22 protein-coding genes are annotated in these 19,656 nt (G+C 66.6%); 8 read left to right on the top strand and 14 right to left on the bottom strand.

Features of this window, described 5'->3' with window-relative positions; all coding sequences use genetic code 11:
* The first annotated feature begins 61 nt into the window (after nucleotides 1-61).
* Nucleotides 62-787: an AzlC family ABC transporter permease gene (locus ACO07I_RS27185; RefSeq protein WP_422013041.1), complete on the top strand. Its 726-nt coding sequence runs from the start codon at nucleotides 62-64 to the stop codon at nucleotides 785-787.
* Nucleotides 771-1,079, top strand: coding sequence for a hypothetical protein (locus tag ACO07I_RS27180; protein ID WP_422013039.1), 309 nt, complete (start codon nucleotides 771-773; stop codon nucleotides 1,077-1,079). Before ACO07I_RS27185 ends, ACO07I_RS27180 begins: the two co-directional genes overlap by 17 nt.
* 3 nt (nucleotides 1,080-1,082) lie before the next feature.
* Here the strand turns inward: ACO07I_RS27180 and ACO07I_RS27175 are convergent, their stop codons facing one another.
* Both ACO07I_RS27175 and ACO07I_RS27170 read right to left on the bottom strand, forming a co-directional pair.
* Entirely contained in the window at nucleotides 1,083-1,259 is a 177-nt protein-coding gene (locus ACO07I_RS27175; protein ID WP_422013037.1) for a YdcH family protein, read from the bottom strand.
* Nucleotides 1,260-1,399: 140 nt separating this feature from the next.
* Nucleotides 1,400-1,963 carry a TIGR02444 family protein gene (locus ACO07I_RS27170; RefSeq protein ID WP_422013035.1) on the bottom strand — a complete coding sequence of 188 codons (564 nt, stop codon included), beginning with the start codon at nucleotides 1,961-1,963 and terminating at the stop codon, nucleotides 1,400-1,402.
* Between the two features lie 108 nt (nucleotides 1,964-2,071).
* Between ACO07I_RS27170 and ACO07I_RS27165 the strand changes: the two genes are divergently transcribed.
* The 3 genes from ACO07I_RS27165 to ACO07I_RS27155 are packed head-to-tail and all read left to right on the top strand — an operon-like array spanning nucleotide 2,072 to nucleotide 3,950.
* Nucleotides 2,072-2,296 carry a YdcH family protein gene (locus ACO07I_RS27165; RefSeq protein WP_298311045.1) on the top strand — a complete coding sequence of 75 codons (225 nt, stop codon included), beginning with the start codon at nucleotides 2,072-2,074 and terminating at the stop codon, nucleotides 2,294-2,296.
* An 8-nt stretch (nucleotides 2,297-2,304) separates the two neighbouring features.
* Nucleotides 2,305-2,835, top strand: a complete 531-nt coding sequence (gene purE / locus ACO07I_RS27160) for a 5-(carboxyamino)imidazole ribonucleotide mutase (RefSeq protein WP_422013032.1) — start codon at nucleotides 2,305-2,307, stop codon at nucleotides 2,833-2,835.
* On the top strand, nucleotides 2,835-3,950 hold the full coding sequence (locus ACO07I_RS27155) for a 5-(carboxyamino)imidazole ribonucleotide synthase (RefSeq protein WP_422013030.1): 1,116 nt from the start codon (nucleotides 2,835-2,837) through the stop codon (nucleotides 3,948-3,950). The genes purE and ACO07I_RS27155 overlap by 1 nt, the downstream gene beginning before the upstream one ends.
* On the opposite strand, the gene ACO07I_RS27150 is transcribed toward ACO07I_RS27155, so the two are convergent.
* A complete protein-coding gene (locus ACO07I_RS27150) occupies nucleotides 3,883-4,557 on the bottom strand; it encodes a COQ9 family protein (protein ID WP_422013028.1) in 675 nt (224 codons plus the stop codon). The genes ACO07I_RS27155 and ACO07I_RS27150 overlap by 68 nt on opposite strands.
* 124 nt (nucleotides 4,558-4,681) lie before the next feature.
* On the opposite strand from ACO07I_RS27150, the gene rpsU reads away from it, so the two are divergent.
* Complete coding sequence (gene rpsU, locus ACO07I_RS27145; protein WP_020696578.1) at nucleotides 4,682-4,885, top strand: 30S ribosomal protein S21; 204 nt, start codon at nucleotides 4,682-4,684, stop codon at nucleotides 4,883-4,885.
* Nucleotides 4,886-5,294: 409 nt separating this feature from the next.
* Here the strand turns inward: rpsU and ACO07I_RS27140 are convergent, their stop codons facing one another.
* From ACO07I_RS27140 to ACO07I_RS27115, 6 genes are all read right to left on the bottom strand, one after another.
* Complete coding sequence (locus ACO07I_RS27140) at nucleotides 5,295-5,930, bottom strand: HAD family hydrolase (RefSeq protein ID WP_422013026.1); 636 nt, start codon at nucleotides 5,928-5,930, stop codon at nucleotides 5,295-5,297.
* Nucleotides 5,915-7,321, bottom strand: coding sequence for a hypothetical protein (locus tag ACO07I_RS27135; protein WP_422013024.1), 1,407 nt, complete (start codon nucleotides 7,319-7,321; stop codon nucleotides 5,915-5,917). The genes ACO07I_RS27140 and ACO07I_RS27135 overlap by 16 nt, the downstream gene beginning before the upstream one ends.
* The gene (locus tag ACO07I_RS27130) at nucleotides 7,306-8,604 is read right to left on the bottom strand and encodes a hypothetical protein (protein WP_422013022.1); all 1,299 of its coding nucleotides are present in this window, start codon (nucleotides 8,602-8,604) and stop codon (nucleotides 7,306-7,308) included. Before ACO07I_RS27130 ends, ACO07I_RS27135 begins: the two co-directional genes overlap by 16 nt.
* A gap of 79 nt (nucleotides 8,605-8,683) precedes the next feature.
* Complete coding sequence (locus ACO07I_RS27125) at nucleotides 8,684-10,093, bottom strand: NAD(P)(+) transhydrogenase (Re/Si-specific) subunit beta (RefSeq protein WP_422013020.1); 1,410 nt, start codon at nucleotides 10,091-10,093, stop codon at nucleotides 8,684-8,686.
* An 18-nt stretch (nucleotides 10,094-10,111) separates the two neighbouring features.
* Nucleotides 10,112-10,534 carry an NAD(P) transhydrogenase subunit alpha gene (locus ACO07I_RS27120; protein WP_296322225.1) on the bottom strand — a complete coding sequence of 141 codons (423 nt, stop codon included), beginning with the start codon at nucleotides 10,532-10,534 and terminating at the stop codon, nucleotides 10,112-10,114.
* Nucleotides 10,535-10,544: 10 nt separating this feature from the next.
* Entirely contained in the window at nucleotides 10,545-11,693 is a 1,149-nt protein-coding gene (locus ACO07I_RS27115; protein ID WP_422013017.1) for a Re/Si-specific NAD(P)(+) transhydrogenase subunit alpha, read from the bottom strand.
* A 143-nt stretch (nucleotides 11,694-11,836) separates the two neighbouring features.
* Here ACO07I_RS27115 and ACO07I_RS27110 point away from each other — a divergent pair, with 143 nt between their 5' ends.
* Nucleotides 11,837-12,841 (top strand): 2-hydroxyacid dehydrogenase, encoded by a 1,005-nt coding sequence (locus ACO07I_RS27110; protein WP_422013015.1) that lies wholly within the window; start codon nucleotides 11,837-11,839, stop codon nucleotides 12,839-12,841.
* A 182-nt stretch (nucleotides 12,842-13,023) separates the two neighbouring features.
* Here the strand turns inward: ACO07I_RS27110 and ACO07I_RS27105 are convergent, their stop codons facing one another.
* Entirely contained in the window at nucleotides 13,024-13,680 is a 657-nt protein-coding gene (locus ACO07I_RS27105; RefSeq protein ID WP_422013013.1) for a SanA/YdcF family protein, read from the bottom strand.
* A 57-nt stretch (nucleotides 13,681-13,737) separates the two neighbouring features.
* On the opposite strand from ACO07I_RS27105, the gene ACO07I_RS27100 reads away from it, so the two are divergent.
* Nucleotides 13,738-15,363, top strand: a complete 1,626-nt coding sequence (locus ACO07I_RS27100; protein WP_422013011.1) for a thiamine pyrophosphate-dependent enzyme — start codon at nucleotides 13,738-13,740, stop codon at nucleotides 15,361-15,363.
* Here ACO07I_RS27100 and ACO07I_RS27095 read toward each other — a convergent pair.
* Genes ACO07I_RS27095 through ACO07I_RS27080 form a run of 4 tightly spaced genes read right to left on the bottom strand, consistent with a single transcriptional unit; the run spans nucleotide 15,360 to nucleotide 19,617 of the window.
* Complete coding sequence (locus ACO07I_RS27095; RefSeq protein ID WP_422013009.1) at nucleotides 15,360-15,545, bottom strand: DUF6726 family protein; 186 nt, start codon at nucleotides 15,543-15,545, stop codon at nucleotides 15,360-15,362. The genes ACO07I_RS27100 and ACO07I_RS27095 overlap by 4 nt on opposite strands.
* Nucleotides 15,546-15,580: 35 nt before the next feature.
* A complete protein-coding gene (locus ACO07I_RS27090; RefSeq protein WP_422013007.1) occupies nucleotides 15,581-16,495 on the bottom strand; it encodes an NAD-dependent epimerase/dehydratase family protein in 915 nt (304 codons plus the stop codon).
* A complete protein-coding gene (locus ACO07I_RS27085) occupies nucleotides 16,492-17,841 on the bottom strand; it encodes an ABC1 kinase family protein (RefSeq protein ID WP_422013005.1) in 1,350 nt (449 codons plus the stop codon). Before ACO07I_RS27085 ends, ACO07I_RS27090 begins: the two co-directional genes overlap by 4 nt.
* A gap of 6 nt (nucleotides 17,842-17,847) precedes the next feature.
* Nucleotides 17,848-19,617 (bottom strand): M3 family oligoendopeptidase, encoded by a 1,770-nt coding sequence (locus tag ACO07I_RS27080; RefSeq protein ID WP_422013003.1) that lies wholly within the window; start codon nucleotides 19,615-19,617, stop codon nucleotides 17,848-17,850.
* Between the last annotated feature and the right edge of the window lie 39 nt (nucleotides 19,618-19,656).

Genomic DNA, 19,656 nt, shown 5'->3' with positions numbered 1-19,656 from the left:
CGGTTCCGACGCCACGGCAGGTCCCATAGAGTGCCCGCCCCTTTCCCATCCGGTAGCTCCCGTGTCCCTTTCCGCGCGCGTGACGTGGCGCAGTTTCCAGGCCGGTGCCCTGCGCATGATCCTGCCGGGCCTCGCCTCGCTTCCCTTCGGTATCGGCTTCGGCGTCGCCGCCGCGCAGAAGGGTCTCAGCGCCTTCGAGACGACCCTGATGAGCTTCACCGTCATGGCCGGGACCAGCCAGATGGTGGCGCTCGACATCTGGGCCCAGCCGCTGCCGCTGATGGCGCTGGCCGTCTCGGTGTTCGTGGCCAACCTGCGCTACTTCGTGATGGGCGCCGCCCTGCAGCCGCAGATGCCCCACCTTCCCTGGTGGCTGCAGCCGCCCGTCTGGTACGTGACGGTGGACCAGAACTGGGCGGTCAACATCGCGGAGTATCGCCGCGGCCATGGCGATCTCGGCAAGTTCCTGGGCGGCGGTTTCGTCATGGCCTGTATCTGGTCCGGCTCGACCCTGGCCGGCCATCTCGCGGCGGGCGGCATCCTCTCCGACCCTTCGATGGCGCGGCGACTCGGCCTCGATTTCGTCGGCGTGGCGGTGTTCGTCGTCGTGGCCACCATCCTGTTCCGCGGCAAGCGCGACATCGCGCCGTGGGCGGTGGCGATCGCCGCCGCACTCACAGCCAAGTGGATGATAGGCGGCAACTGGTACATCGTGATCGGCGGACTGGCCGGCGGCCTCTTCGGCGCGCTGCGAGACCTCAGGAACGGCCATGTCCGCCAGTCCTGAGAATCTCGTCGCGATCCTGGTCATGGCGCTTGCCGCCATGACCGCCAAAGGGGGCGGCTTCATCGCCATGCGCTGGCTCGGACGCCATCGCTTCGTGAACGCCCTTCTCGATCACGCGCCCGGCGCCGTGCTCGTGTCCGCCGCCGTCGTTCCACTGACGCAGGGCGGCGGCGCGTTCATCGTCGGCGCGGTGGTCGGCGCCGCCCTAACGCGAACGGTCGGAGGCTTCACCGCCGGCCTGTTCGGCGCCGTCGGCGCCGTAGCGCTGGCCCGCTGGGCGGGCCTCACTTGAAGATCAGTGGGAGGTTGGTTCGCTCAGGCGGACGATCTCGTCCTTGATCATGAGCTTTCGCTTCTTGAGGCTGCAGAGCGCATCGTCGTCGGGAAGCGGCCGCGTCGTCTCTTGATGGATCGCCTGCTCAAGAGTCGCGTGCTTGGTCTTGAGAGCTTCGATGTGGTCCACGGTGCTCATAGTCGGATACCTCCGAGTTTGTTAGCGGGACGAATGGAAGTCTGACTCTGACATTGGGTGGAGTCACGTCGAATCAACCCGTAATCGAACGGTCACGCGAAGAATGTGAATAACCCGTCAGCAGTGTTGAACCATCTGGTTCAGGCTGCGAGACCGACGGCCTCCGCAACTTCCACCGCGGCGAACGCCGGAAACGTCGCGCGCATCAGCGCCGCCACGGACTTGCGATCGGCCTCGTCCGGCACGACGCCCAGGCACACCGCATAGACGCCGAGATTGCCGACTGCCGCTCGAAGTCGTTTCTCGAGCGAGCGCTCGCGGTCGGCCGGCGGTGAATGCAGGCTCGCGAGCTTGAGTTGCTCGGCATGCTCGGCCGCCAGTTCGGCATCGGCAACCCGGCGACGGACCGCATCGACGGTCTCCGGCAAAGCGCCGGGCCAGATCTTGTCCTTCAGCCGCCGCCGCATCTCGCGCAGCGGCTTCACGACTTCCGACTGCCAGGCCTCGCTCGCGGCCAGGATCGTACGCAGCCGCTCGGCGGTCACGGTCGGCCGCCCCGAGGCCCCGAGCCAGCAGCAGTACAGCAGGACGTTGACGTCGCAGCCGCGCCGCTCCTGCAGGTCGAGACAGGCCTCCGCCACGCCCTCGCCGGCATAGAGTTCGAGGGAGAAATTCCAGAACGGGTGGGGGAGAAAATCCGACACGATTGCCTGTGACTTGCTGGGGGGCTTTTGCGCGCTTCCCTTTGGGCGGGCTCCGGGGTACACGGCCGGGAGCGACGTGGCTAGCCTGCCTGGACGAGTGCGCCCCGCATGAATGACTTGACGTCGTCGGATCCGCCGGACGCCCAGACCATCAAGGCCAAGCTTGAGGCCCTGAAGACCGAGCATCGCGACCTCGACGAGGTGATCGATCGCCTGGTCGAGAAGCCGCCGTTCGACCAGCTGCAACTTCAGCGCCTCAAGAAGCGCAAGCTCGGTCTGAAGGACCAGATCCTGCGGCTGGAAAGCCAGCTCATTCCCGATATCATCGCCTGAGAAAAGTCATGGCCAAGAAAACCACCAAGCGCCCGGCCGCCAAGCCGGTGGTCGGCGTCATCATGGGCAGTCAGTCGGACTGGTCGACCATGCGGCATGCCGCCGAAACACTGGAGGCGTTGGGCGTCCCGTTCGAGGCACGCATCGTTTCCGCGCATCGGACTCCGAAACGCATGATGGACTACGCCTCGGGCGCCAAGGGACGCGGCCTGAAGGTGATCATCGCCGGCGCCGGCGGCGCCGCCCACCTTCCCGGCATGACCGCCGCCATGACGCCGCTGCCCGTCCTCGGCGTTCCGGTCGAAAGCGCCGCCCTCAAGGGTCAGGACAGTCTTCTTTCCATCGTCCAGATGCCGGCCGGCATTCCCGTCGGCACCCTGGCGATCGGACGCGCCGGATCGATCAATGCGGCGCTTCTGGCAGCCTCCATTGTCGGTCTTGGCGACGACAAGATTATGGCGGCGCTGGAAGCCTGGCGCACTCGCCAGTCGCTGGCCGTCGCCAAGATCCCGACTGACGAAGCCCCGGCCCACCGCTGATGCCGGCCTTCCGACCTCTTCCGCCGGGATCGACGATCGGCATCCTGGGTGGTGGCCAGTTGGGCCGCATGACCGCCCTGGCGGCCGCGCGCCTGGGCTACCCGTGCATCGTCTACGCTCCCGACGACCATCCGGTCGCCGCGCAGGTCTGTGCCGGGCATATCCGCGGGGCCTATGAGGATGCCGAGGCTCTCGCCCGCTTCGCCGCCCAGGTCGACGTCGTGACCTACGAATTCGAGAACGTGCCCGAGGCGGCCGTTCTGGAATGCGAAAAGCTGAAGCCGGTGCGGCCCGGCGTGAAGCCCATCCACTTCGCCCAACACCGGCTGCGCGAGAAGGACTTCCTGCGCACGCTGGGCATCGGCACCGCCGACTATCAGCCGATCCGCTCCGAGGCCGATATCGCCGCGGCCACCGCCCTGCCCGGCATCCTGAAGACCTGCACCGAGGGCTATGACGGCAAGGGCCAGGCCCGTGTCGCCGACCGCACCGAACTCTCGGCCGCCTGGGCGAGGCTCGGCCGGCGCGAGTGCATCCTCGAGGCGATGGTCGATTTCGAGTGCGAGGTCTCCGCCATCGTCGCCCGCGGCCTCGACGGCGCGACACGCTGCTTCCCGATCGGCATCAACGGCCATCGCGACGGTATCCTGCGCACGACCACCGTGCCCTCGGGCCTGCCGGCGACGACGCTGGCGACGGCAGAGCGCTTCGGCGTCGAACTGGCCCAGGGCCTCGATCTGGTGGGTCTGGTGGCGCTGGAAATGTTCGTGACCAGGGACGGGCGGGTGCTCGCCAACGAGATGGCGCCGCGGCCGCACAATTCGGGTCACTGGACGATGGACGCCTGCGCGACCAGCCAGTTCGAGCAGCTCGTGCGCGCCATCTGCGGCCTGCCGCTGGGCTCGGTCGAGGTGTTGGCGTCCTCGCGCATGGAGAACCTGATCGGCGACGAAGCCGACGACTGGCTGCGCTATCTCGCCGAGCCGACGGCGCGGCTGCATCTCTACGGCAAGGCGGAAGCCCGCCCCGGCCGCAAGATGGGTCACGTCACCTACGTGCTGCCGGGCGTGCTGCCGGCCGCGCGCCCGGCCGCTTCGGGCCGGTCCACGACCTGAGCTGTCCCTTCAGCTTCTCGAACTTCATCACGTCGTCGATGCGGCGGTCGAGGAAGGCCCAGGTGGCCTCGGCGCCGGGCGACCGGTCGTTCAGCCAGTAGAGCAGCGTCGAGGAATAGACCCCGGCCAGGGTGGCGCGCTTGGTGTAGAAATTGAAGTCGGTGCTGGTGTCGCCGGCCGCGTACCACAGGGCGTCGACCGTCTTGTAGAGCAGCTTCAGCGCCAGCCCGGCATTGAGCGGCAGCGACAAGGTCGACAGCGCCCGCCGTGCCGCCTCGCGCGGCCCGGCATGGCGCTCCAGCCGGAGGCGGACGGCGCCCTTGATGCGGTCGCGGATCTTGAGGGCCGTGATTCCCTCCTTCTCCATGTCCTCGACGGTGCGCCGGTCGGCGCGCTCGCTGGCATAGGCCAGCGCCTGGAGCGGCCCGCCCGGGAACAGCCGGTCGGCCTCACCGGGCGGCAGGTCGAGCGCCCGGCCGCTGGCGGCCAGGGCGGCCCGCGTCCAGCCGTCGAAGGCCGCCTCGGCCATGAACTCGTCCACCAGCCGGTCCCGCAGGGAAGCGTCCGGGTCGATTTCCGGTGAATCCGGGGTGTTTTGCTCGGTCATCTGTGGAATATAGGCCGCAATCGGGGGGTTCCCAAGGGTATCCGCCTGTGATACCTAGCCGGCCTCTGGAATTCAGGCCCCGGGACATCCGTGGGCCAAGCCGCATTGGAAGGAAGCGATCGAAGTGCAGGTTCTCGTTCGTGAAAACAACGTCGATCAGGCGCTGCGCGTCCTGAAGAAGAAGATGCAGCGCGAGGGCATCTTCCGCGAGATGAAGCTCCGCCGCAACTACGAGAAGCCGTCCGAGCGCCGCGCCCGTGAGCGCGCCGAGGCCATCCGCCGCACCCGCAAGCTGATGCGCAAGCGCATGGAGCGCGAGGGCTACTAGTCCTCCCCCTTCTCGCACGAGACGACGACCCCCGGCATCCCCGGGGGTTTTTGTTTGGGTGGAAATGGAAAGGCCAACGGAGCGCGCAACTCCAGTTGCGCTCATGCCTTGGCTACTCACGAGCTTGAGCGCCACAGGAGTGGCGCGCTCCTATGAGCGCTCTATCGCGAGATCATTCTGGTTCCGATGCACCAGCAGCGGATGCCGCCGCATGACGATCACTTAGTCTGCGGAAGACTTCTCGGGCCGGAACGCTTGGCGTCGGATCCACAAGCGCGTCCTCCACCGCTTGTCTCAACTCAGCCGCCGAAGCACATTTGCGAGGCTTCCCGCAGTTCGGCTGGCTCTTGGGAGACATGTCGTTCCTCCGTATTCGACTGCGGTGAGTTAAGAAGGCGCTGGTGCTTCCTCAAGTCACGAGCGCAGTGATCGCCGCTTCCAGCTCGGCCACATCGGTCACGACGCCGTCGGGCGTTTCAGCGGCCGAGCGCGGGCGCTGCCGACGCCAGCGCCCCGATCGGAACTGAATGGTCCTCATGCCGGCCGCCTTGGCGGGCGTGATGTCGGCATCGATCCGGTCGCCGACCAGGATGCATTCGGCCGGCGGGACGTCGTGATCGCACGTGAACAGCTCCGCGATCCCTGCCCGCTCCAGGCGCTCCCAGCGCGGCTCGCGTGCTTCGAGTACGAGTCCGCGTGCCTTCAGGCGATTCAGCAGGTCCTCGATGCCAGGCCGAAGTTGGAAGGCATCGAGCTGCCCCGTCATGGCCTCGACCCGCCGCGTCACACGCGCCACCGTCGCAGGCTCGCCGCCACAGAGCGTCTCGATCATGTGAAGCGTGACATCGGGCGCGAAGGCAGCCACCGCCTGCTCGGACGCCTCCTCGACCATCGCCGGATCGACGCGGATGCCTTCCATCCCGCAGGCCGACGCGATGGCGCCGTCGAGCGCCATCTCCCAGGCGAACTCCAGATCCACCGCGCCGCCGATGTCGAAGATAACCGCGCGATAGGTCGATTTCCCGGGACTCATCGGATACGACATCCCCACGGCTCGCTCCTGATGGGGGTATCGTACCGCCCGGGAAGAACCGTCCAGAGACAATCCCACCTCTCTTGCTCCTGCAGGTGTGCCATCTCTGCGTCGACCGGTGTGCCGTCCGTCCAGGTACCTTCGAAGCGCCGGCCATCACGCGTCACGAACACACCCGCCCCCTGCGGAACCCCGTTTGTCCAATGGCCCTTGAACTCACCCTGCCGCCCCTTTGCTCGTCCCTCGCCCGTCAGCCTGCCCGCGTGCCACTGCCCCTCCCACTGCCAACCACCCGGCATCGTCAGCATCCCGGTGGCCCACTCGCCCAGCTTCCAGGTTCCCCGGTACTGCCGCTCGTCAGGGAATGTCACCGTCCCCTCCAGCAAGACGCCGTCCTTCCAAAGGCCGTCGTATCGGATCTCGTATTTTATAAGCTGGCCCAGTCCCCATGTGGTCTCGTATTCCGTACGCTCGCCGCGTCCCGTGATGCCCCCACCCTCCATTCGCCCCGAATAGCGAACAACCCTCTTTCCATCGCGGAACCACTCGAGAGTGCCCTCGCCTTCGGCGCGCCCGTCGACACACGGCCCCGTCCAGACGGCATGCATCCGTCTCCACGGATTGCCAGAATTCCTTCTCGGCCACCAATTGCCCGCGTACGGATTGCGCACTTCGCACTGATCGGCGGCCTCGACCCAACGCGGCGGCCCCAGGAAGAAAGGCATCGTGAAAACAGCAACGACAAGGATCAATCCAACGGCGAACGGTATCCGGACTGGCGACCGGTAGAAGGCGAGCCAATAACTCGTCTCTGGCCGGGGATCAGGACTGGCTGCTCCCCATTTACGGATCCCTTCATCGACCAGCGCGAGCAATTTCAGTCGAGCTATGTCGAGGTCGCCGGAGAAGATCGGATAGTATTTCAGGTGCTCCCTGACGTCGCGCCCAAGGTGCCGATACCCGTTACTCTTGAGGCGAGCATAGAAGGATTGCGGATCGACGAGTTGCAACGCCACGATCTCGAAGTTTACCCGGCGGCTCCCGATGGTCGCAGTGTGGGCCCCTTTGATGTCGGACCACCGGATAAGGTCTGGCGTCCGCTTGCCAAGGACCATGATGCCCTCGCTGGAAATCCGAAGGGCAACTGGCCGCCGGACCGCATCCCGCACCCCCTTCCAAAGCAAGAATGCAGCGCAACCGATGAAAATCCCACCGTACGCATACGCGACGAACCGATGCGTCGACACAGTCGACCACCACAGGAAACATCCCAAACCCGCGATAACGATGGCTCCAGCGATTCTTTTCCATCCGGCCATCGCCTTCTGGCGAATGACGATCGGTTCGCTCGGGTCGGGCCGAAGGCCCTCTCGCGGTGTTGCGGCGATCACCGGTTTCGACATCTCGCCGTTCCGACACCGCTAGAGCGGTCTCCGAATCGCCTTGAGGCGCTATCCCACAGGCAATCCCATTTTTCCTGTTCCTGGAGGCGAGCTACCTCCGGATCGACGGGCCGACCGTCACGCCACTGTCCTTCGAACCGCCGGCCATCGCTTGTCACGAAAACGCCCGTGCCTTCAGGAACACCATTGGTCCAATTGCCTTCGTACTGCCCCTGAGGTCCGCGAGCGACGCCCTTGAGCGTAAGTTGACCTCGATACCAGTGGTCTTCCAGGCGGTAGCCGCCTGGCGCCGTCAGTACACCTCTCGTCCAGTCTCCGCTGTCCCACTTGCCGCTGTATCGCCGGCCGTCGGGATACGTCGCGACTCCTTCGCGCAGGTCGCCGTCCTTCCACGTGCCTTCGTAGCGAATTTGGCTTTCGGTCAACTCCCCGCGCCCCGTGATCCGGCCTTCATCCATTTGTCCCGAATAGCGCACCGTCAACACGCCATCGCGAAACCATTCGAGGATACCCGATCCTTGAGCGCGGCCATCGACGCACGGTCCCGTCCAGGTGACGGTCGTCGTTTTCGCGCGTCTCCACTCCCTGCCACCGTACCGATTGCGCACTTCGCAATTCTCAGCCGCTTCGACCCAGCGCGGCGGACTGAGAAGGGCGAAGGGTGCAGTAAAAAGGGCAACGAGCAGTACCAAGCCTATCGCGAACGGCGCTCGCCCCGGCAAACGAGCGAACATGGGAGTGTAGCTCGCTTCGGGCGATGGATCGGGATTGGCGATCCCCCACCGGCGGATCGACTCATTGACAGCCAGCAGCACCTGCTCCGGCTCCATGTCGAGGCCGGTGGACGCGAGCGGATAATATTTGGGGCGCAGTCCGGTGTCCGGCCCCAGCCATGCCGGTTTGCCGGCATTCAGCCGTGCGTAAAAGGATCGAGGATCGACCAGTTCCAAGGCAATTATCGGCACGCTCACCCGTTGACCGCCCTCCAGCGCGGCATGAGCCCCTTTGATATCGGACCACAGGATGAGATCGGGAGAGCGCCCCCGGTAGGCCGTGATCCCCTTGTCGGAGATCTGGATCGCAAAAGGCACCGGCCGGACCAGATTCCTGACGGCGAGACAAAGACCCAACGCGCCAGTCGCGACGACAATGAAGCCGTACACAGGGGCCGCCACCGGGTGCGTCGGGACGAACGAATGCCACAGCCACCAGCCAAGTGTCGCGAACCCGATGGCCATCGCGATGGCGATCGTCCCGCTCACGAACCGCGAGCCGAACGGCATCTTCTGATGAATGGTGATTGTCTCGGACGGGGAAGGCTTTGCCCCTTCCCCCGGCGTTGCCTCGGCTTGCGCCGGTTCGCTAATGCGAGGAGCCCTCGAGCGACTTCACGATGTTCTCGCACATCACCTTGGCGTCGGCGAAGAGCATCATGGTGTTGTCGCGGAAGAACAGTTCGTTGTCGACGCCGGCATAGCCCGACGACATGCCGCGCTTCACGAACAGGACGGTCTGCGCCTTCTCGACGTCGAGGATCGGCATGCCGTAGATCGCGCTCTTGGGGTCGGTCTTGGCCGCCGGATTGGTGACGTCGTTGGCGCCGATCACGAAGGCCACGTCGGTCGAGGCGAAGTCGCGGTTGATGTCGTCGAGTTCGAAAACCTCGTCGTAGGGGACGTTGGCTTCGGCCAGCAGCACGTTCATGTGGCCGGGCATGCGGCCGGCCACCGGATGGATGGCGTAGCGCACCTGCACGCCTTCCTTCTTCAGGAGGTCGGCCATCTCACGCAGTGCGTGCTGGGCCTGCGCCACCGCCATGCCGTAGCCCGGCACGATGATGACCGACTGGGCGTTCTTCATCAGGAAGGCCGCATCCTCGGCCGACCCGGCCTTGACCGGCTTGTCGTTCTTGACCGCCGGCCCGCCGGCCGCTGCGCTGTCGGTGCCGAAGCCGCCCAGGATCACGTTGAAGATCGAGCGGTTCATGCCCTTGCACATGATGTAGCTCAGGATCGCGCCCGAGGAGCCGACCAGCGCGCCGGTCACGATCAGCGCAGTGTTGCCCAGGGTGAAGCCGATCCCGGCCGCCGCCCATCCCGAATAGGAATTGAGCATCGACACCACGACCGGCATGTCGGCGCCGCCGATCGGCAGGATCAGCAGGAAGCCCAGCGCCAGCGACAGCACGACCAGCAGGACGAAGGTCGAGGTGTGGCCGCGCATCGCGAACCAGACCAGCAGCACGACCAGAGCGATGCCCAGCAGCGCGTTCAGCGGATGCTGGCCCTTGAAGATGAGCGGCGAGCCCGAGACCAGTCCCTGCAGCTTGGCGAAGGCCACGACCGAGCCGGTGAAGGTGATGGCGCCGATCGCGGTGCCCAGCCCCATCTCGATCAGGCTCTGGGCCTTGATCTTGCCGGGCAGGCCGATCCCGAAAGCCTCGGGGGAGAGGAACGCGGCGGCCGCCACGAAGACCGCGGCGAGACCGACGAGCGAATGGAAGGCCGCCACGAGCTGCGGCAGCGCCGTCATCTGGATCCGCAGCGCAACGAAGGTGCCGATCGCGCCGCCGATCACCAGGCCCGCCAGGATCAGCCAGGGCGACAGGACTCCCGGCGACAGCACGGTGACGCCGATGGCCACCACCATGCCGACGATACCGAACAGGTTGCCCTGCCGCGAGGTCGTGGGCGAGGACAGGCCGCGCAACGCCATGATGAAGCAGATGGCGGCGATCAGATAGCCGTAGGCGGCCAGTTCCTGGGTGAACATCCCTGCTGCTCCCGCCGACTACTTCTTGACCGGTTTCTTCTTGAACATCGACAGCATGCGGTGCGTGACGATGAACCCGCCGAAGATGTTCACCGCGGCCAGCGCCACGGCGATGAAACCGAAGAGCTGCGCCGCGCCCAGCCCCTTGAGGCCCGCCGCCAGCAGCGCGCCGACGATGATCACGGAGGAAACGGCGTTGGTGACCGCCATCAGCGGCGAATGCAGCGCCGGTGTCACCCGCCAGACCACGTAGTAGCCCACGAAGCACGAGAGCGCGAAGATGGTGAGCAGCGCCACGAACGGCATGTGGCCGTCGGGGATCGCGACCGGGCTGGCCGCCGCGGCGTCGGTGATCTGCTGCGCCAGGGCCTTGAGCTGGGCGGCGACGTCCTGCGCCTGGGTCGCGAGCTTGGAGGCCTCGCCTGCGATCTTGTCGTCCATGGAGCCGCTCCTAAGCCTGGGTCAGCGAGGGATGCACGATCTGACCGTCGCGGGTCACCAGCGTGCCCTTCACGACCTCGTCATCGAGGTTGATCGTGAGCGCCTTGGTCTCCTTGTCGACCATCGGCGTGATGAAGTTCAGCAGGTTGCGCGAGAACAGCGCCGAGGCGTCGGTCGCCAGCTCGCCCGGAAGGTTGGCCGGACCGACGATCTTCACGCCGTACTTCTCGACCACCGTGCCGAACTCCGACAGCGGGCAGTTGCCGCCCTGCTCGACCGCCATGTCGACGATCACCGAGCCGGGCTTCATGGTCTTGACCATTTCCTCGGTCACCAGCACCGGGGCCTTGCGGCCGGGGATCAGCGCCGTGGTGATCACGATGTCCTGCAGCTTGATATGGTCGGCGACGAGGGCGGCCTGCTTGGCCTGGTACTCGGCACTCATCTGCTTGGCGTAGCCGCCCGCCGTCTCGGCCGCCTTGAATTCCTCGTCCTCGACGGCGACGAACTTGGCACCGAGCGACTGGACCTGCTCCTTGGTCGCCGGGCGCACGTCGGTGGCGGTGACCACGGAGCCGAGGCGGCGCGCCGTGGCGATCGCCTGCAGGCCCGCAACACCGACACCCATGATGAAGCTGCGCGACGGCGCCAGCGTGCCGCCCGGCGTCATCATCTGCGGGAAGATGCGACCGTAATTGTTCGCGGCCACCAGCACGGCCTTATAGCCCGCCAGATTGGCCTGCGAGGACAGAATGTCCATCGACTGCGCACGCGTGATGCGCGGAATCAGTTCGAGTGCGAACGAGGTGACGCCGCGCGACGCCAGCGCCTGCACCAGCTCCTTGTTGGTCAGCGCCCCGAGCGGCGCCATCAGGGTCTGGCCCTGGCGCAGCAGGCCGAGTTCGTCGAGCCCTTCCTCCGCCGTCATCGGCCGCTGGATCTTGAAGACGATGTCGCCCGCGGCGAGGGCCGAGGCCGCGTCGGGTACGATCATCGCGCCGGCTTCGCTGTAGGCCTGATCCGTGTAGGCGGCGACCGTTCCGGCGCCTGCCTCGATCGTGACCTCCGCGCCCAGCGCCTTCAGCTTCTTGACGGTCTCGGGAGTGGCGGCCACACGGGTTTCGTGGGGCCTGCGTTCTTTGATGACAGCGATTTTCATGGAGCGCTTCAGATCCGTTTGAACGCGGCGGGACGCTTCGTGCGCTGCACCTTGCACAGCGATCCGTTCTTTGCCAAGCCGGTTTTTCGCCGCGCGGACGCCTCCCGCTTACCGACCCACGTGTCACATGCTACGGCTCGACCATGCCTGACCAACCGCACATCCTGACCGGCTTTCATTTCACCAAGGCGACGCTCGCTTCTTTCAGCGAGCGCTGCAAGATCATCGGGCACATGGACAATCCCACGCCCACCGTCGCCGACATTCCGCCCGGCACCGCGGCCACGGTGCAGGCGATCGTCAGTACCGGCAGCGTCGGCCTCTCGGACGCCATGATGGCGGCCCTGCCGAGGCTCTCCCTGTTCTGCTGCTATGGCACGGGCTACGAGCGCGTCGATCTCGAAGCGGCGCGGCGGCGCAACATCATGGTCACGCACGGCGCCGACGCCAACGCGCCCGACGTGGCCGAACTCGCGGTCGGCATTCTCCTGGCCTCGACCCGCCGCCTGGTGCGCGCCGACAAGATGATCCGTCGCGGCGAGTGGAAACAGCGGATTCCCAACCGCTTCGGCGCCATCGCCGGCCTGACCGGTGGCAGGGTCGGCATTCTGGGCCTGGGCGCCATCGGCCTGGAGGTCGCCCGGCGCCTAAAAGGCTTCGACGTCGAGATCGGCTACTGCAATCGCAGCAAGCGCAGCGACGTCGACTTCCCGTACTTCCCGAACGTGATGGCGCTCGCCTCCTGGTGCGACTACCTGATCGTCTGCCTGCGCTCGGACGCCTCCAACCGGCACATCATCAACGCCGAGGTGCTGAAGGCGCTGGGTCCGCGCGGCCATGTCGTCAATATCTCGCGCGGCTGGGCGGTCGACGAGGCGGCCCTGGCCGACGCGTTGCGCAACGACGTCATCGAAGGCGCGGCCCTCGACGTGTTCGACGAGGAACCCTACACCGGCACCGAGCTTCTGGAACTGGACAGTCTGGTGATGACGCCGCATTTCGGCGGCGGCACGCAGCACGCCCAGCGCCGCATGACCGACCTCGTCTGCCGCAACCTGGACAACCATTTCGCCGGTAAGCCGGTCGTCTCCCCGGTGCCCGAACTACGCGACTGGGCCAACTCGAAGGACGCGCCAAAGCCGCGCTAGCGCTTCTCGGTGCCGTTGCCCTACAGCCTCATCCCGAGGAGGCCCGAAGGGCCGTCTCGAAGGATGGGCAACAGGCAAGGTGCGCGCTCCCACCCTTCGAGACGCATCGCTGCGCGATGCTCCTCAGGGTGAGGTCATTGCTTGGACGTCAAGCACGGGCGCTTCGCTTGCTCAGGACGACATCAATTCGGCGGATCTTTTCCGATGACGATGCGCGCGCCCGCGTATTTCGGTGGCGTGTCGAACCAGATGTCGAAATAGGCGCGCAACGCCGACGGATAGCGCCGCAGCTCGGTCATGAGGCTGTAGGCGCGTGTCACGTCCTGCGCCTCGAAGCCCCAGGCCTTGATCCCCTGCTCGCGCGCGAGGAAGATCGCGCGGGAGAGATGGAAGCGCTGGGACACGATGATCATGCGCGTCTGCCCGAACACCGATTCCGCCCGCAGCACCGAGTCCAGGGTGCGAAGCCCCGCAAAGTCCCGGTAGATCGCCTCGGGCGGCACGCCGCGTTTTATGAGCCCCTCGCGCATCGCCGTCGGCTCGTCATAGTCGGCCCGGCTGTTGTCTCCGCTCACCAGCAGGTACTTCACCTTGCCGGCCTTGTAGAGTGCGGCGGCGGCATCGAGCCGGTAGACGAAGTAGCGATTGGGCCCGCCCTCCGGACCGATCGGCGCGGCCCCCAGCACCAGCGCCACCGGCACATCGGGGAGCCTTGCCGGATCGTCGGTGATATACGCCGCGGCCAGCGTTTCGAGCCGGCGCTCGGCCAGCCACGACAGGAGAGACATCAGGAGGGCCATCGCGCCCAGCGCGAGCACCGCGTACAACATCAACCGCATGTCATCGCCTTGATCACACTCCCGACATCCGCTCGTCACCCTCCGTAGAGAGCCAGCATGCCCCGCCTCAGCACCGCCGAAGCCACGGTCGAAACCCTCCTGCTGCACGGCCTCGACACGGTCTATGCCCTGCCCGGCCTGCACCAGGATCCGCTGTTCGACGCCTTCTATCATGCTTCGGACCGGCTGCGGGTGATCCATCCGCGCCACGAGCAGACGGCGGCCTACATGGCGCTGGGCTCGGCGCTCGCGACCGGAAAGCCGCAGGCCTTCGGCGTCGTGCCCGGTCCCGGCCTGCTCAATGCCGGCGCCGCGCTTCTCACGGCCTACGGCATGAACGCGCCGGTGATCGGCCTGATCGGCCAGATCCCGCAGGCCGACATCGACAAGGGTCACGGCCACCTGCACGAGATCCACGACCAGCTGGGCCTCATGCGCCACATCACCAAATGGGCCGAGCGCATCCGCAGCCCGCAGGAGGCGCCGACCCTGGTCAGCCAGGCGATCTGGCAGGCCACTTCGGGCCGTCCGCGCCCCGTGGCTCTGGAATGCGCGCTCGATACCTGGGCCAGGCGCAGCGAGGTGGTGATCCCCGACGCGCCGCTGCCCCTGCCGCCGGAGACGATCGACGATGAGGCGGTCGAGACGGCCGCGCGCATCCTCGGCCAGGCCGAGCGACCCATCATCGTACTGGGCGGCGGCGCCATGGAGGCGTCCGCCGAGATCATCAAACTCGCCGAGATGCTCGAAGCGCCGGTCAGCTCCTACCGTCGCGGCCGCGGCATCGTCCCCTCCTCGCACCGGCTCGCCGTCAACATGCCGATCGGCCATCGGCTGTGGAAGGATGCCGATGCCGTGCTGGCGGTCGGCACGCGCTTCTTCATCCAGAACGGCAATTGGGGAATCGACGACGGACTCAAGGTCGTGCGGGTCGACATCGATCCCGACGAGCCCGAGCGTTTCCGCAAGCCCGATGCCGCGCTGGTCGGCGACGCCGCCCCTCAGCTCCGGGCGCTGATCGCGGCCCTTGGCCGCCACAACCGCAAGCGCCCCTCGCGCGCCGAGGAGCTGAACGGCCATCGCGCCTGGTTCGCAGGCCGGCTGTCGAAGCTCGAACCGCAGCTCTCCTTCCTGAAGGCGATCCGCAACGCGCTGCCCGAGGATGGGATCTTCGTCGACGAGGTCTCGCAGATGGGCTTCGCCTCGCGCGTCGCGCTGCCCATCGAGAAGCCGCGCACCTTCCTGTCGCCCGGCTACCAGGACAATCTCGGCTGGGGGTTCGGCACCGCCCTGGGCGCGAAAGCCGCGATGCCTGACCGCAAGGTCCTGGCGATCGCGGGCGACGGCGGCTTCATGTACCAGGTGGGCGAACTGGCGACCGCCGCTCGCCACAACATCGCCGTGGTGGTCGTGGTGTTCGACAACGGCGCCTTCGGCAACGTGAAGCGCATCCAGCAGGAGCGCTACGGCAACCGGCTGATCGCTTCGGACCTGCAGAACCCCGATTTCGGCAAGCTGGCGGATTCGTTCGGCATCGCCTCGTTCAAGGCGTTGGACGCGCGACAGTTGGAAGACGCCCTGCACAAGGCGTTCGCGCTGAACGAGCCCGCCCTCGTCTGGGTCCCGCACGGCGACGTGCCCAGTCCCTGGGACCTCATCATGATGCCCAAGGTGCGCGGCTAGTCGATCACGTCGGCGGTCGTATCGAGCGGGTAGGCGACGACATCGCCTGCGACCGGAACGACCTTGGCCGTTGCGCTTGCAACCCGGACCGGGAAAGCAACGACGCCGCAACCCGATAGAGCCGTAGCGACCGCGATGAGCACTACCGCCGCCAGAAGACGCTTGGGAGGGAAGGTACGCATTCCGATTAAACGCCGGAACACGAATCCAGTTGCCGCTACCGCAGCCCTGCGAGGATCTCGGCGAAGCCTGTGCGGCACCTGAAGCCCAGCACACGCTCCGCCTTGCCGGCGTCGTAGACCCGGTCGATCGTATCGAACATCGTCCAGCCACGCTGTCCATAGTGCGTGCGGTACTCGGGGAACAGGCGCGCCACGACCGCGGGCGCATCGGTGATCAAGTCGTGGCAATCGTCGCGCGTGAAGGGCGTGGGCGCCGAGACGATGAAGGTGTCGAAGCCGATCTCCTTCGCCTTGGCCAGCGCGACGACATGGGCCTCGGCCGCGTCCTCGACGCTGAGGCGGCGGAACAGGAACTCGTTGGCCTTGGTGTTCTCGCCCGACTGGGCGATGGCATGGGCCATGTCGTCCTCCTCGGGAAAGAAGCGCGAGGTGCGCAGGATCAGGACCGGCAGCTTGTGCAGGTGATTGAACAGGCGGCACAACTCCTCGGCGGCGAGCTTGGTGACGCCGTAGATGTTGCGCGGCTTGAGCGGCGCCATGGTCTCGTCGATCCACACCGCCGCCTTCGCGCCGCCCGCCTTCCCGTCGCGGATCTCCTGCGAGATCATCAGCGACGTCGTCGAGGTGAAGACGAAGCGGTCGACGGGCGAGCCCGGCGCCACCGCCTCCTCCAGCAGGTTCAGCGTGCCCTGCACGTTGACGGCGACGAACTCCGAATTGTCGTGGCTCTCGATGTGCGGCTTGTGACGGGCCGCGGCATGCACGATGGCGGTGATGCCTTCGTCGCGGATCACGCGACGGACCAGCGCGCGGTCGACCACGGAACCCACCACGCTCGTCGTGGCACCCGGTTCGGGATCGAGGCCCACCACCTCGTGCCCGTCGCGCGCGAGCCGCGGCACCAGGGTCTGGCCGAGCCAGCCCGAGGAGCCGGTCACCAGGATGTTCACGGCTGGCTCGCGTCCTCGAGTCCGGCCTCTTTCAGCGCCAGGTCCTGCCGCTGGGTCAGCGCATCGACATCGAAGCCGTCGATCAGCCCCTCGAAGAGCTGGTGCCAGTTGATCGAGGCGCGGAGATGGATGAACACCGAGCCCAGGCCGATGGCGGCGCGGTCCATGAACACGAACTCGCGCGGCGGCCGCACGCCGCCCATCTTGCGCAGCTCGCCGAACACGTTCTGCGCCATCTCGCGGCCATAGCCGTCGGCCATGCCCTCGGTGAGGCGCCGCGGGCGGTCGTCCATCAGCGGCCCGTAGAGGAACGCCGCCCAGCGGTTCAGGATCGCGATCATCTCCTTGCTGAGACCCGTAAAGCCCCAATCCTCGTAGGCCGCGACGGCGCGCGCCTCGTCGTCGGTCATCAGCGCACGATAGAGTTCGATCGAGCCGCGCACGAAGCGCGGCGGGAAGATGCGGATGCAGCCGAAGTCCATCAGGTTCACCGAACCGTCCGGCCGCACCGAATAATTGCCGAGATGCGGATCGCCGTGGATGGCCCCATAGAAATAGAACGGCACGTACCAGGCGCGGAACATGGCGATGGCCAGCGCGTCGCGCTCCTCCTGCGAGCGAGTCTTCCAGTTGAGCAAGGGCTCGCCGTGCAGCCAGTCCATCGTGAGCAGCCGCTCGGTCGAATGGGAGGCGACGACGCCGGGCACATGCACCTGGCTCTCGTCACGCAGCATGTGCCGGTAGAGGGCGGCGTGCCGGGCCTCCCGGCGATAGTCGAGTTCCTCACGCAGCCGGTTGGTGATCTCGGCGTGGATCTCGTCGGTGCGGATCGCCGGATCGACCCGCTGGCCGATCGCGAACACGAGCTTGAGCTGGTTGAGGTCGGCCTCCAGCGCCGAGGACATGTCGGGATATTGCAGCTTGGCCGCCACCTCGCGCCCGTCGAGCAGCGTCGCGCGATGGACCTGGCCCAGCGAGGCGGCGAACGACGCCTCCTTGTCGAAGCGGGCGAACTTGGCCTGCCAGTCGGGCCCGAGTTCCGAGGCCATGCGGCGGCGCACGAAGGCCCAGCCCATGGCCGGCGCGTTGGCCTGCAACTGCGCCAGCTCGCGGGCGTACTCCGGCGGCAGCGCGTCGGGAATGGTGGCGAGCAACTGCGCCGCCTTCATCAGCGGGCCCTTCAGCCCGCCCAGCGCCGCCTTCAGCTCGCCGGCATGCTTGTCGCGGTCGAGGTTGAAGCCGAGATAGCGCTGCCCCGCCAGCTTGACCGCCAGCCCGCCGACCGACGTGCCGACCCGCGCATAGCGCCCGAGCCGTCCGCCGAGGGAGTCCCCTTCATCTGCCATCGCGGCCTACAGTTTCTCCAGCTCGTCGATGAACCCCGAGATCACCTCGAGGCCCTTGTCCCAGAAGGCCGGATCGGACGCGTCGAGGCCGAACGGCGCCAGCAGTTCCTTGTGCCGCTTCACGCCGCCCGACCGCAGCATGTCGAGATACTTGTCCTGGAACCCGTCGGGCTGGGCCTGGTAGGCGGCATAGAGCGAGTTCACCAGGCAGTCGCCGAAGGCGTAGGCGTAGACGTAGAACGGCGAGTGGATGAAGTGGCCGATATACGACCAATAGTATTTGTACTCGTCGTCGAAGGTGAAGGCCGGGCCGAGGCTCTCCTTCTGCACCGCCATCCAGATCTCGCCGATCGCGTCGGGCGTCAGCTCGCCCTCGCGGCGCGCCATGTGGAGGCGCGATTCGAAATCGTAGAATGCGATCTGGCGCACCACGGTGTTCAGCATGTCCTCGACCTTGCCGGCCAGCATCGCCTTGCGCATGGCCTTGTCGGGCGCGGTCTTGAGCAGCGACTGGAAGGTCAGCATCTCGCCGAACACCGACGCGGTTTCGGCCAGCGTCAGCGGCGTGTCGGCCATCAGCGGGCCCTGCTTGGCCGCCAGCACCTGGTGCACGCCATGGCCCAGCTCGTGCGCGAGCGTCATCACGTCCCGCACCTTCCCCTGATAGTTCAGCAGGAGATAGGGATGCGCCGACGGCACCGTCGGATGCGCGAACGCGCCCGGCGACTTGCCCGGCCGGGCCGGCGCGTCAATCCAGCCGGTGCCGAAGAACTTCCGCCCGACATCCGCCAGCTCGGGTGAGAAGGCATTGTAGGCATCGAGCACGATCTTCTCGGCCTCGGGCCAGGGGATCGTGCGGTCGTCATGCTCGGGCAGCGGCGCGTTGCGGTCCCAATAGGGCATCGTCTCGACGCCGAACCATTTGGCCTTGAGCTTGTAGTAGCGGTGCGAAAGCTTCGGGTAGGCCGCCTTCACCGAGGCCGCGAGCGCGTCGACGACTTCGTCCTCGACCACGTTGGCCAGGTTGCGGAACGATTGCGGCCGGGCGTACTTGCGCCACCGGTCGTCGATCTCCTTGTCCTTGATCAGCGTGTTGGTGATCAGCGAGAACACGGCGATGTTGTCGCCCTGGACCTTGCCGAACGACTTGGCGGCTTCCTTGCGCACCGCCGCATCCTTGTTGGACAGCTTGTCGAGGATCTGCGGCTCGCTCAGCATCTCGTTGCCGAACGGGTAGCGCAGCCGCGCGATCGTCTCGTCGAACAGGCGCGACCAGGCGCTGCTGCCCACCACCGACTGGTCGTGCTGGAACTTCTCAAGCTCGTCGGAGAGCTGGTGCGGGCGGAACAGGCGCGCATCGCGCAGCCACGGCCCGTACTTGGCCAGCTCCGGGGCCTTCAGCTTCTCGGCCAGGTCGGCATCCTCGATCTTGTTGATCTCGAGCCGGAAGAACAGGAGCTTCGAGCCGATGTCGTTCAGCTTCTCGGAAATGTCCTGCGCGAAGCGGCTACGCTCCGGATCGGACAGGTCCTGGGCGGAATAGAGCTGGGCGTAGGAGCCGATGCGGCCCAGCAGGTCGCTCATCGCCTCCAGGCGCACGATCGCCCCGCCCAGCGCCTTGCCGTCGAGGCCGACGATCCTGCCCTGGTAGTCCTTCTCGAACGATTCGGCTTCCGCGGCGGCGCGCTTCAGGTCGGCGCCGAGATCCGTCCCGCCCGGGCTGGAATAGAGGTCGGACAGGTTCCAGGTCGGCAGATCGCCCAGCACAACGTTCATTCGGCACTCCTTGCGTCCACCCCGATATGGGGCGCGACC

This window comes from Reyranella sp., assembly GCF_965227665.1.
Lineage (GTDB): Bacteria > Pseudomonadota > Alphaproteobacteria > Reyranellales > Reyranellaceae > Reyranella.
Note: the sequence above shows the minus strand (reverse complement) of the source record. Positions and strands in the feature narration are given on the sequence as shown.